Raw genomic sequence first — 12,007 nt, forward strand, 5'->3', positions numbered from 1 at the left:
GCGCGATTAACCGAAAAACTTCTGGCCGTTCTTGGCCATTTCACGCAGCTTTTCAGTTGGCTGGTACAACGCGCCCAGTTCGGCGTACTTATCGGCCAGGGCTACAAATTCCGCTACACCAATGCTATCGATGTAACGCAGTGCACCCCCACGGAACGGCGGGAAGCCAATACCGTAGATCAGGCCCATATCGGCCTCTGCAGCGGTTTCAACGATGCCATCTTCGAGGCAGCGAACAGTTTCCATGCACAGCGGAATCATCATGAAGTTGACGATGTCTTCGTCAGTCAACTCACGCTCTTCACGGACGATTTCTTTAAGCAATTCGTAAGCTTTAGGGTCAACAACCTTCTTCGGCTTGCCGCGCTTGTCAGTCTCGTAGGCATAGAAGCCCTTGCCATTTTTCTGGCCCAGGCGATCAGCGTCGTACATCACATCGACCGCAGTACGACCTTCAACTGCCATGCGATCCGGGAAGCCTTCAGCCATAACGTCACGGCCGTGGTGGCCCGTGTCGATACCAACAACGTCAGACAAGTACGCCGGGCCCATTGGCCAGCCGAACTTCTCCATGACTTTGTCGATACGGGTGAAATCAACACCAAACTCAAGCAGCTTGGAGAAACCACCGAAGTACGGGAACAGCACGCGGTTGACCAGGAAGCCTGGGCAATCGTTTACCACGACCGGGGTTTTACCCATCTTCTTGGCGTAAGCCACGGTTGTCGCAATGGCGACTTCACCCGACTTTTCACCGCGAATCACTTCAACCAGCGGCATCATGTGTACCGGGTTGAAGAAGTGCATACCGCAGAAGTTTTCAGGGCGCTTCAACGCTTTAGCCAGCAAGCTGATGGAGATGGTCGAAGTGTTGGAAGTCAGGATCGCATCATCACGAACCACCCCTTCAACTTCAGCCAATACCGCTTGTTTGACTTTCGGATTTTCAACCACAGCTTCAACCACGATATCAACGTGACCGAAGTCGCCATAAGACATGGTTGGGCGAATGGCGTTGAGTGCCTCAGCCATTTTGGCTGGGGTCAAACGACCTTTTTCGACGCGCTTGCCGAGCAGCTTGGACGCCTCGTTCAAGCCCATTTGGATACCCTCTTCGCGGATATCCTTCATCATGATCGGCGTGCCTTTGACAGCCGACTGATAGGCAATGCCGCCGCCCATGATACCAGCGCCCAATACGGCAGCCAGCTTCACGTCTTTAGCGACTTCGTCGTACTGCTTGGCTTTCTTCTTCAGTTCCTGGTCGTTCAGGAACAGACCAATCAGGCTTGCAGCCACTGGCGTTTTAGCCAGTTTTACAAAACCTGCAGCTTCAACTTCCAACGCTTTATCGCGACCGAAGTTGGCGGCTTTCTGAATGCTTTTGATCGCTTCAACCGGCGCCGGGTAGTTCGGGCCAGCTTGACCTGCAACGAAACCTTTGGCGGTTTCAAAGCACATCATCTGCTCAATGGCGTTGAGCTTGAGCTTTTCCAGCTTAGGCTGACGCTTGGCCTTGTAATCCAGTTCGCCACTGATGGCGCGCTTGATCAGGTCCAACGCAGCAGCTTGCAACTTGTCAGCGTCAACAACAACGTCAACAGCGCCCATTTTCAGAGCATCGTCAGCGCGATTTTCCTTACCGGCGGCAATCCACTCGACAGCATTGTCGGTACCGATCAGGCGCGGCAGACGCACAGTGCCACCGAAGCCTGGGTAGATACCCAGTTTAACTTCTGGCAGGCCAACTTTAGCGTTGCTGGCCATCACGCGGTAATCCGCAGCCAAGCACATTTCAAAGCCACCGCCCAGTGCGATGCCGTTGATAACGGCCACAGTTGGCACAGCCAAGTCTTCAAAGTCGCTGAAAATCTTGTTGGCTTCGAGATTGCCCGCGACCAACTCTTCGTCGGGCAGTTTGAAATTCTCAACGAATTCGGTGATATCGGCACCGACGATAAATACGTCTTTACCGCTGGTAACAATCACGCCTTTGATCGAACCATCGGCCTTGATTGCATCTACGGACTGACGCAATTCGTTCAGGGTAAGACGGTTGAACTTGTTGACGGATTCACCCTTGAGGTCGAAATTCAATTCGACGATGCCACTTTCAAGAGCTTTAACCGTGATGGCTTTACCTTCGTAAATCATCAACTGATCTCCACGATATGGAAGCTAAACAGTACACGTCAGAGCCCTGCTCTGCGGCTGAGCCGGCAAGAGTAGCGGGAAACACCTGGCACACCCACTGACGCGATATTCGAGCAGTAAAGGCGTCGTTTATTACAAACAAACGCTCAATTCATACGCCCGTTTGATTTGGGTCGGCACACATTCAGGGAAAAGACTTAACTTGTCAATTGTCGATCGATGCCCCAAGCGATGCAAAAACGTTACAAAACCCTCTGGAGGCTAGGTTCAATGCCGGCTACGGGGGATTATCAGCTAATCTTTTAGCCTGTAATTCATCGATAGCAGGCAACTAAACTAGCGCTATAACACGCTAGTAAATCCGGCCGCAGCCCGGTACATTTACAGACAGATGGCCAGCACAGACTCGCCACAACTTGCTAACAAAACAACAACGAACCCTCCAAAAGGGTCTATGGAGCGCTGTATGACAAGCCGAATGCTTGCCATTTCTCTACGTACTTTTTTAGTTCTCTCTATGCTCCTGATCAGCGCGCTCAGCCAGGCCGCCCAAGCCCCAGCAGATAGCCTGCTGAAGCTGCACCAGATGCGCCTAGACACCCAGAAAAGCCTGAGCAGCTTCTACATGTACAACAACATGGAAGGCGATCAGCGCTATGCGCGCATGATCACTGAATCGCTCAGTGCAGCCGATCAGGCGCTGGCAACCCTGCAAGACTTGAACGGCGACAGTTCAAAGGCCCTCAGCAGCCAGTTGCTTGGTCTCTGGGATGTTTATCAGAAGAATATGAAAATACTGGTTGCCACGCTCAAGTCTCAAGGCTACACCGACTTGCAGCCGGTGGCGGACTTGGCCGAACACAACCAAAAAATCATGGCGTTAAGCCAAGAGCTTTACACCAAGATCGAGCAGGAAACAGGGTACAGTGTGCCGCCACTGATTCAGCAGACGCGCAAGCAAAGTTTGCTGATGCAAGCCATTGCGGTCGATTACTCATCGCGCAGTGCGTCGGTAGGTGCAACCTTTATGGGCGGCGGCGACAGTCGCAGCATGGAAGATCTGGTGAACGACTTCGCCAGCACCCTGCAAGTGCTCAGCGTGGCGCCTGAAAACACCCCTCAGACCAGCGAAACCCTGAGCAATGTCAGTACAAAATGGCGCTACATTGAAAAATCTTTGAAGAACTACAACGAAAACAGTGTACCCTTCTTGGTTAGCAAGTACTCAGATAGCATCATTGAAGAGCTAGAACAGCTATCCTCACAGTATGCAGCTGCATCGACCTAAGCCGCTAAGTAGCCACGGCGAGATGCACACCACGAATTTACCGGCCTGCCTGGCCAACCTTCCAGCCCGGTGCTTGCATCGGGTTTTTCTTTACCGGCTATTGGCAGCCCCGCTGATGGCAATCCCGCAAAGAGTTGCCCTGCTGATGGCAGCCCCACTGATGGCAGCCCCGCTAATGGCAGCCCCGCTGATGGCAGCCCCGCTAAAAGTAGCCCTTAAGAAAATCGCGAATTGCCTCCAACTCCTGCGCCTTGGCCCCTTCGCCCCAGCACACCGCCACCATCTGCGGGCTCAGCTCGGCCTTGTAAACATCGGCAGGCAAGCTCGCCAGCCGCTGCGCAAGCTCGGTATCCACACAGGGCTCTTGCCACTGATTAAGCCATTGCCCCGGCTCTGCCTGCCAAAAGCACCAACTGTCCTGATACCCACGACGGCGCGCCAAATGATACTGCGGGCATGCAGCAGGCTGCCCGCGATGCAACCAATGAGGCCATTCCTGTCGCGATATGTTCATGGCCAGGCCGTACTGCCGGGCCTGCATGCGCACGTCCATACGCCCACGCAACCGCCGCGAAGGCATCAACATTGCCAAGGGGCTGAGCACACAAAACAGCAATGCCAACACGATCCAAGTGGTCATAGGTTATTTCTCTACTGTAAAAGCCTGCCGCAAGCGCTCATTAACGTTCATACTTAGCTTCATCGACTGTCCATTTAAGGAGTCTCTCATGTCCTACCAACATATCTTGGTCGCCGTAGACCTAACCGAAGAATGCGACCCGGTCATGAGCCGTGCGCAAATCCTGGCACGCAACAACCAAGCCAAGCTCTCGGTTGTACATGTGGTCGAACCGATGGCCATGGCCTTTGGCGGCGACGTACCCATGGATTTGTCGATGCTGCAACAACAGCAATTTGACCAAGCCCGTGAACGCCTCGACGCCTTCGCTGTAAAATACAACGAACTGGCCACTGACCAACGCCACCTGACTTACGGCCAACCGCGCCAAGAGATCCACCGCCTGGCCGAAGAGCAAGGCTGTGACTTGATCATCGTTGGCAGCCATGGCCGCCACGGCCTAGCCCTGCTTCTGGGTTCTACCGCCAATGACGTCCTTCATGGCGCGCCATGCGATGTACTGGCAGTTCGCCTGAAAAAGCCCGAATAAATTGATCCTGTCTTCGTCTGCCGCCTAGCCGGCAGACGTAGGCAGCCTCACGCAAGCCCATCACTCAGGGCTGTCTCCTGCGCTCATCACCATTGGCCGGATTTTCTGCAGTTGGGTTTCCAGCGAGTAGGTCATGCTTGAAGACATCGAAAAGAAGGTTAAAAACGCCTTCAAATTAGAGTCACCCTTACAGGTGTCGTGAATACGCTGCCAGAACGCCTGATTAACCAGCTGCAATTGCTGGAACATACGCACCAGCCCTTTCAACTCCCAATCGGCATGGCGCCCTTCACGTGCGTTGAAATATTGCCGCGACAAATACAGCGAAAACGCGCGCAGGATGAATTCCTGATTACTGGCAAAAGGTAAATGGTTCTGCGCCATGGGTTTGAGCTTGCCCAGCACGGGACAGGCACTGGTTGCCATGATCACTCCGAGCAGTGCACGCAGCCCCTCTTCAAGACCGGCATGCTTGGTGTATTCACGCTCAGGCGTGCGCACCCAGACCATGGCCTTGGTAAAAGCGGGCAACCCTTGGAAGTCCTCAATGACCCGGTGCAAATCCACCGCAGCCGGGCAATGACTGAAACTGTCTTTGCTCAGCGGGCAGTTGCTGCATTGCTGGTGACTCAGCCGCGTCCAAACCGGGGCGCTACTGGCTTCTAATGGATCGTATTCACGGTCCAATTCGATGCGGTAATTAAACTGATGACTGTCGTCGAGAGTAATGCGGTACTCGATAGACATTAAATTCTCCAGCAGGGGCAAACGCCACAGACTCAAACTGCATAAGGCCCCACGCCTCTAGACTGAGGGTTGGGGCCTTAAATTTAGGCCGTTGAGATTACCGGAAAACTAGGCTTCGAGCTCGGCCCAACGCTCCAGCAAGTGATCCAGTTCCTCTTGCAGCTGCGGCAACTTCGCCAAGACCTCAGCGGTCTTTTCCGGCGCCTGCTGATAGAAGCCCGCATCGCTGATTTGTGCCTGCACCGCCGCCATCTTTTGCTCGACCGCATCAATCTGCGCGGGTAATGCTTCCAGCTCACGCTGCAATTTGTAGCTGAGCTTTTTCTTGGCCGGAGCATTGTGCTCCGCAACTGGCGTCACAACAGGCTCCGGCGCGGCAACCACCGCTGAAGCCAACTCAGCCTTGCCGGCTTTAGTTTCTCCCACACCCAGCAAACGTGCCGAACCGCCTTGGCGTATCCAGTCCTGATAACCGCCAACGTATTCACGCACACGGCCTTCGCCTTCAAATACGAGGGTGCTGGTCACCACGTTGTCGAGAAATGCCCGGTCGTGGCTGACCATCAACACGGTGCCCGGGAAGGTCAGCAGAACTTCCTCAAGCAACTCAAGGGTTTCAACATCGAGGTCGTTGGTCGGTTCATCGAGTACCAGCAAGTTAGCCGGCTTGCTGAACAGCTTGGCCAGCAGCAAACGCGCACGCTCACCGCCGGACAATGCTTTAACCGGCGTACGCGCACGCTGCGGACTAAACAGGAAGTCGCCCAAGTAGCTGAGGACGTGACGGCTCTGACCGTCGATCTCGATAAAGTCGCGACCTTCAGCCACGTTATCGATCACGGTTTTTTCCAGATCCAACTGATGACGCAGTTGGTCGAAGTACGCCACGTCAATGCGCGTGCCTTCGTCAACACTACCGCTAGTCGGTTGCAGGCCGCCAAGCATCAGCTTGAGCAAGGTGGTTTTGCCGGTACCGTTAGCCCCAAGCAAACCTATACGGTCGCCACGCTGAAGCACCATCGAGAAGTCCTTGACCAGCATCGGACCGTCAGGATGGGCAAAGCTGACGTTCTCCAGCACCATCACCTGCTTACCCGACTTCTCGGCTGTTTCCAGCTGGATGTTGGCTTTGCCCGTGCGTTCACGGCGCTCACTGCGTTCAACGCGCAATGCCTTCAAGGCACGCACACGCCCCTCGTTACGGGTACGACGGGCTTTGATGCCCTGGCGAATCCAGACTTCTTCTTGCGCAAGGCGCTTGTCGAACAGTGCGTTGGCCGTCTCTTCAGCGGCCAGCGTGGCTTCTTTATGCACCAGAAAACTGGCGTAATCGCCATTCCAGTCAATCAGACCGCCACGGTCCAGCTCCAGGATCCGGGTGGCCAGATTCTGCAAGAATGAACGGTCGTGGGTAATAAACAGAACCGCCCCTTGAAACCCTATGAGCGCCTCTTCCAGCCAGGCAATCGCACCGATATCCAAATGGTTGGTAGGCTCATCGAGCAGCAGCATATCAGGCTCTGAAACCAATGCCTGGGCCAACAATACCCGGCGACGCCAGCCACCGGAAAGCTCCGCCAGAGTCTTGTCAGCCGGCAGCTGCAAACGGCTCAGGGTGCTGTCGACCAATTGCTGCAAACGCCAGCCGTCGCGCGCCTCGAGGTCTTGCTGAACATGCATCAGCTTATCGAGGTCGGCATCGCTGTGAATATTCTGACTCAGGTGGTGGTATTCAGCGAGCAATGCGCCAACACCATCCAGACCTTCAGCCACAACATCAAACACTGTGCGACCATCGGCCAACGGCAATTCTTGTGGCAACTCGCCAATTTTCAGACCGGGCGCACGCCACACGGCACCCTCATCCGGTTTCTGGTCGCCCTTGACCAACTTCAGCATGCTTGATTTGCCAGTGCCATTGCGGCCAATAATGCAAACGCGCTCGCCTCGGGCAATCTGCCAAGACACCTTGTCCAGCAGCGGCATGGCGCCGTACGCCAGGGAAACATCGGTGAACTTAAGCAGGGTCATGGTACGCCTCAACATTGATACAGCGAGGGCTTGCAGTATCAGAGCAACCGCAGGTTACGGCGTAACCTCGGCCAAGCGCTTCAAATACAGTGCTCACATCGCGAAATTTGATTAACGGAGCCTTAATGCGCCGATAAAAAACTGGGCGCGCATTCTAACCGAGTTGCGCCCTAGTATTGCGGGCATTTTTCATTATTAGCGGGTACAAGCGACCAGCCGCCTTTCGCCCACCCCAAGCAAACAGCTAAGCTAGGGCCATCAAGCGCATAGAAGCACAGCGCTCAATCAGACCTCACACCCGGAAGTGTCATGTCCCGCCGACTGTTAAAACTGTTTTCTTGCTTGATCATCTCGGCCACAGCTCTGTCCACCGCACAGGCCGCGAGCTTGAGCCAGCAACGCCAATACTACGATGAAGCCAAACGCGCCCTCGATAAAGGCGACAGTGGCCCGTACCAGCGCTATGCAAGCGCCCTGAGTGATTACCCGCTTGAGCCGTATCTGGCTTATACCGAGCTCACTGCGCGATTAAAATCGGCGAGCAATGCTGAAATCGAAGCTTTTCTTGCTGATCACGGCGATCTGCCCCAAGCCAGCTGGATGAAATTGCGCTGGTTACGCTGGCTGGCTGAACGCGGTGACTGGGCAACCTTTGCAAAATATTACGATCCGGCGCTCAATTTCACCGAGCTCGACTGCTTGAATGGTCGCTATCAAATGGGCCACGGCAAAGTCGCTGAAGGCTACGCGACCGCAGAAAAACTCTGGCTGGTGGGTAAATCCCAACCTGAAGCCTGCGATCGCTTATTCGATGAATGGGCAGCCGCCGGCCAACTAACCGAAAGCAAACGCTGGCAGCGCGCCAAGCTGGCAGCCGAAGTGCGCAACTACAGCCTCACCAGCTACCTGACCAAGGATTCACCGACACTCAGCGAAGAAGGCAAGTTACTGATTGAGGTCGCGCAAAAGCCCCAATTGCTGAGCAACCCTGCCCGCTTCGCGCCAGTCGATGAGCCTATGGCAGACATCGTCGGCCTGGGCCTGCGTCGCCTGGCTCGACAAGACCCAGAGAAAACCCTGAGCTTGCTCGACAGCTATGCGCAACGTATGCATTTTTCCGATGCAGAGAAGCTCTCAATCGCCCGCGAAGTCGGCTTGTCCCTGGCCAAGAATTTTGACCCGCGCGCCCTGGCCGTCATGGCCAAGTACGACCCGAAGCTGCAGAACGACACCGTCAGCGAATGGCGTGCCCGCCTGCTGATGCGTTTGGGTCGCTGGGACGAAGCGTACAAGTTGACCCAGCAAATGCCCGCCGAGTTGGCACACACCAGCCGCTGGCGTTACTGGACGGCTCGTAGCCTGCAGCTGGCCAAGCCAAACAGTACAGAACCAGGCAAGCTCTACCGCAGCCTGGCGACGGAGCGCGACTTCTATGGCTTTATGGCCGCAGACCAAGTCAAGGTTCCCTACAAATTCAATAACAAGCCATTGGCACTCGACCCCAATGTGGTAAAAAAAGTGCGCAATACCCCAGGTATCCGGCGAGCACTGGAGTTCCACGATCGCGGTCAAATCGTTGATGGCCGCCGCGAGTGGTACCACGTCAGCCGCCAGTTCAACCGCGACGAGCTAGTCGCTCAGGCCCGCCTTGGCTATGAACTGCAGTGGTACTTCCCAGCGATTCGCACAATTAGTTTGGCCAAGTACTGGGACGACTTGGATGTACGCTTCCCGGTTACCCATCGCGCATCACTCAACAGTGAAGCCAAGAAGCGCGGTATCCATTCCAGCTGGGTATTTGCAATCACCCGTCAGGAAAGTGCCTTTATGGCGGATGCGAAGTCCCCGGCAGGTGCAATGGGCCTGATGCAGTTGATGCCTGCCACCGCCAAGGAAACTGCGCGGCGCTATGACATTGCGCTAAGCAACCCGAACAATGTGTTAATTCCATCCGTTAACATTCAGCTCGGCGCGGCCTATCTGAGCCAGATTTACGCACAGTTCAATGGCAACCGCGTGCTGGCGACTGCGGCGTATAACGCGGGACCAGGGCGCGTTCGCCAATGGTTGCGCGGCGCCGATCACCTGCCGTACGACGTCTGGGTTGAAAACATTCCTTACGACGAAACCCGCCAATACGTGCAAAACGTACTGTCGTATGCGGTTATCTATGGTGAAAAACTTAACGCTCCGCAGCCACTGATTGCCTGGCATGAGCGCTACTTTGACGACCAATAAGCTTTAACGGTTGCGGTGGGTGGCATCACCGCAAATGCCGAACAGAAAAACGCTGCCCGCCGCAGGGTGTCCGCGTGATAACCGCAGGCGCCCACAAAACAATCCTACTCGAGCACTTCCACCGGCATGCCCAGATCAAGAGTTCCGGACGATAATGCAATCAGGTTCTGCCCGAAGAAGACGTCGCCCTCTATTTGCCGATAGGTTTTCAGCGTGGCCAGAGGTTCGCGATCTGCGCTGCGCTCGCCGGTGACCGGATCAAGCGTGGTCATGATGCAGCGTGAGCAGCCCTTGGCCACTTTGAACTCGATGCCACCAATAGCGATTCGCTTCCAGCTGTCTTCGGCGTAGGCATCACTGCCTTCAACCACGAGGTTGGGACGAAAACGCAGCATTTCCAACTCACGCCCCACCCGCCTGGATAAATCATCCAGCGAGGCCTGACCAATCAATAACAGCGGAAAACCATCGGGAAAGGCGACTTTCTGACCGATCTGCGCGTACACCGGATCAATTTGCCGAGCGCCTTCAGGGGCGACATACACCAGCCGACAATCACGCTGTAAAAACTGGCTCAACCACTGCGCGGCGTCATCACCTGCATCGGGCACGCGCAAACTGTCATGCCAGATATGCACACCGCGTAAATTTTCGCTGGCTGGCGGCACTGCAACCGCTAAGTCAGCCATACCGGGGGCACTCAAAAGCAATTCAGCTGAACTGCGCCAGCGCGCGGTTATCTGATTCATCTGGCTAAGAAGTCGCTGAGTAATGAAGCGCCCGCTCTGCGCATCGACTACCATCCAACGACGATCACCTTGCACGCCCAACGAGTCAAGCTGGGTATTTTGCAGCGGTTCGGCGGCGCCAGACTTCAGTGGATAACGGTACAAACCAGAGAGACGAAACATGAGCCAGCACTCCAAAACTCAAAACGCTGTTATACGAGCATGTGCCAACGCCCACAAGCCTCTAATGGGTTCGGCGTTCGTCTTGGCCCTTTGTGCTTGCAGCGCCAGCCCACCCGCGACCCTTGGTGTTCATGCGGGGCGCTTTGAGCCCTGCCCCAGCTCACCAAACTGTGTGAACAGCCAAGCGACGGACAGCGAACATAAAATCGCCCCGCTGGCGCTCAATGGCGACCCGGCCGAAACACAGGCGCTGCTACTGCGGGTCATTGCCGAACAGCCGCGCGCCAAGCTCACCAAAGCCGAGGGTAATTACCTGCGGTTTGAATTCACCAGCGCGGTGATGCGCTTTGTCGATGACGTTGAGTTTTTGGTCGGCAACCAGCGAATCGAAGTGCGTTCGGCATCGCGCCTCGGCTACTCGGACATGGGGGTAAATCGTGAGCGTATTGAGACAATTCGCAACGCGTTAGCCGAGCAGAAATGAGTAGCCCCGCTAACGCCTCATGGTCTTGGTCAAGCCTCTAATTCAAGGCGCTGGCGTACCACATCGACTAATTTGTCTGGCTGGAATTTCGATAAAAAATTGTCGCAGCCCACCTTCTTCACCATCGCATCATTGAAGCTTCCTGACAGCGAGGTGTGCAGCACCACGTACAACTCAGCCAAACGCGGGTCCTGGCGAATCTCAGTGGTCAGTCGATACCCGTCCATCTCAGGCATTTCAGCGTCAGTAAACACCATCAGTAACTTTTCAGTGAGCACGGCGCCTGCATCTGCCCAGCCTTTGAGCATGTTCAAGGCCTTCAACCCATCGCTGGCAACGTGCATCTTCACACCAAGCTGCCCCAGAGTTTCGCGCAACTGAGACAGTGCCACGCTGGAGTCATCAACCAGCAGCACTTCGCGGCCTTTTGCTTTGTGCAGCAGTGGATCACTCAGACGCTCATCAGAAATCTTGGCGTTGTAGGGCACGATCTCAGCCAAAACCATCTCAACGTCGATGATTTCAACCAACTGCTCTTCAACCTTGGTAATGGCGGTCAAGTAGTGCTGACGCCCAGCCCCGCCCGGTGGAGGCAGTACAGCTTCCCAGTTGAGGTTGATGATGCGCTCGACGCCCCCCACCAAAAACGCCTGAATTGAACGGTTGTACTCAGTGACGATGATGGTGCTCTGCTCTGTTGGCACAATCGGACGCATGCCAATGGCTTGCGACAGGTCGATCACCGGCAATGTTTTACCGCGAAGATTGATCACTCCACAAACACACCTGTGCCGATTGGGCATCAGGGTTAACTTGGGCATATGCAGGACTTCCTGCACTTTGAAAACGTTGATCGCAAACAGCTGACGCCCGTTCAAACGGAACATCAGAATTTCCAGACGATTTTCACCCACCAACTGTGTGCGTTGGTCTACCGAATCGAGAATTCCGGCCACTGCGAGCTCCTGTTATTTAGGCATCTACA

Annotated in this window: 10 protein-coding genes; 4 read left to right on the top strand and 6 right to left on the bottom strand. The window is 55.1% G+C overall.

The annotated features are described in order from the left end of the window. Positions 1-6: 6 nt before the first annotated feature. Positions 7-2,154 (bottom strand): fatty acid oxidation complex subunit alpha FadB, encoded by a 2,148-nt coding sequence (gene fadB / locus AACY09_RS01735; RefSeq protein WP_339485693.1) that lies wholly within the window; start codon positions 2,152-2,154, stop codon positions 7-9. A 466-nt stretch (positions 2,155-2,620) separates the two neighbouring features. Here fadB and AACY09_RS01740 point away from each other — a divergent pair, with 466 nt between their 5' ends. Next, a complete protein-coding gene (locus AACY09_RS01740) occupies positions 2,621-3,442 on the top strand; it encodes a hypothetical protein (protein ID WP_339485694.1) in 822 nt (273 codons plus the stop codon). 202 nt (positions 3,443-3,644) lie between these two features. On the opposite strand, the gene AACY09_RS01745 is transcribed toward AACY09_RS01740, so the two are convergent. Next, positions 3,645-4,082 carry a hypothetical protein gene (locus tag AACY09_RS01745; RefSeq protein WP_339485696.1) on the bottom strand — a complete coding sequence of 146 codons (438 nt, stop codon included), beginning with the start codon at positions 4,080-4,082 and terminating at the stop codon, positions 3,645-3,647. A gap of 88 nt (positions 4,083-4,170) precedes the next feature. On the opposite strand from AACY09_RS01745, the gene AACY09_RS01750 reads away from it, so the two are divergent. Beyond that, entirely contained in the window at positions 4,171-4,611 is a 441-nt protein-coding gene (locus tag AACY09_RS01750; protein ID WP_339485698.1) for a universal stress protein, read from the top strand. Between the two features lie 60 nt (positions 4,612-4,671). On the opposite strand, the gene AACY09_RS01755 is transcribed toward AACY09_RS01750, so the two are convergent. Next, positions 4,672-5,358: a DUF6901 family protein gene (locus AACY09_RS01755; RefSeq protein WP_339485699.1), complete on the bottom strand. Its 687-nt coding sequence runs from the start codon at positions 5,356-5,358 to the stop codon at positions 4,672-4,674. A gap of 108 nt (positions 5,359-5,466) precedes the next feature. Further along, the gene (locus tag AACY09_RS01760; RefSeq protein ID WP_339485700.1) at positions 5,467-7,389 is read right to left on the bottom strand and encodes an ATP-binding cassette domain-containing protein; all 1,923 of its coding nucleotides are present in this window, start codon (positions 7,387-7,389) and stop codon (positions 5,467-5,469) included. Positions 7,390-7,698: 309 nt separating this feature from the next. On the opposite strand from AACY09_RS01760, the gene AACY09_RS01765 reads away from it, so the two are divergent. After that, the gene (locus AACY09_RS01765; protein WP_339485702.1) at positions 7,699-9,627 is read left to right on the top strand and encodes a transglycosylase SLT domain-containing protein; all 1,929 of its coding nucleotides are present in this window, start codon (positions 7,699-7,701) and stop codon (positions 9,625-9,627) included. A gap of 104 nt (positions 9,628-9,731) precedes the next feature. Here the strand turns inward: AACY09_RS01765 and AACY09_RS01770 are convergent, their stop codons facing one another. After that, the gene (locus AACY09_RS01770; RefSeq protein ID WP_339485703.1) at positions 9,732-10,538 is read right to left on the bottom strand and encodes an MOSC domain-containing protein; all 807 of its coding nucleotides are present in this window, start codon (positions 10,536-10,538) and stop codon (positions 9,732-9,734) included. Between the two features lie 64 nt (positions 10,539-10,602). Between AACY09_RS01770 and AACY09_RS01775 the strand changes: the two genes are divergently transcribed. Then, positions 10,603-11,022 carry a DUF1499 domain-containing protein gene (locus AACY09_RS01775; RefSeq protein WP_339487051.1) on the top strand — a complete coding sequence of 140 codons (420 nt, stop codon included), beginning with the start codon at positions 10,603-10,605 and terminating at the stop codon, positions 11,020-11,022. A 29-nt stretch (positions 11,023-11,051) separates the two neighbouring features. On the opposite strand, the gene AACY09_RS01780 is transcribed toward AACY09_RS01775, so the two are convergent. Beyond that, positions 11,052-11,978: a chemotaxis protein CheV gene (locus tag AACY09_RS01780; RefSeq protein ID WP_339485704.1), complete on the bottom strand. Its 927-nt coding sequence runs from the start codon at positions 11,976-11,978 to the stop codon at positions 11,052-11,054. Positions 11,979-12,007: the final 29 nt, after the last annotated feature.

It is taken from the genome of Pseudomonas sp. EL_65y_Pfl2_R95 (assembly GCF_963971045.1).
GTDB lineage: Bacteria > Pseudomonadota > Gammaproteobacteria > Pseudomonadales > Pseudomonadaceae > Aquipseudomonas.

Bases quoted from the DNA above. Each gene is read 5' to 3' on its own strand.
- fadB (WP_339485693.1), bottom strand. From the start codon at position 2,154: ATGATTTACGAAGGTAAAGCCATCACGGTTAAAGCTCTTGAAAGTGGC.
- AACY09_RS01740 (WP_339485694.1), top strand. From the start codon at position 2,621: ATGACAAGCCGAATGCTTGCCATTTCTCTACGTACTTTTTTAGTTCTC.
- AACY09_RS01745 (WP_339485696.1), bottom strand. From the start codon at position 4,082: ATGACCACTTGGATCGTGTTGGCATTGCTGTTTTGTGTGCTCAGCCCC.
- AACY09_RS01750 (WP_339485698.1), top strand. From the start codon at position 4,171: ATGTCCTACCAACATATCTTGGTCGCCGTAGACCTAACCGAAGAATGC.
- AACY09_RS01755 (WP_339485699.1), bottom strand. From the start codon at position 5,358: ATGTCTATCGAGTACCGCATTACTCTCGACGACAGTCATCAGTTTAAT.
- AACY09_RS01760 (WP_339485700.1), bottom strand. From the start codon at position 7,389: ATGACCCTGCTTAAGTTCACCGATGTTTCCCTGGCGTACGGCGCCATG.
- AACY09_RS01765 (WP_339485702.1), top strand. From the start codon at position 7,699: ATGTCCCGCCGACTGTTAAAACTGTTTTCTTGCTTGATCATCTCGGCC.
- AACY09_RS01770 (WP_339485703.1), bottom strand. From the start codon at position 10,538: ATGTTTCGTCTCTCTGGTTTGTACCGTTATCCACTGAAGTCTGGCGCC.
- AACY09_RS01775 (WP_339487051.1), top strand. From the start codon at position 10,603: ATGGGTTCGGCGTTCGTCTTGGCCCTTTGTGCTTGCAGCGCCAGCCCA.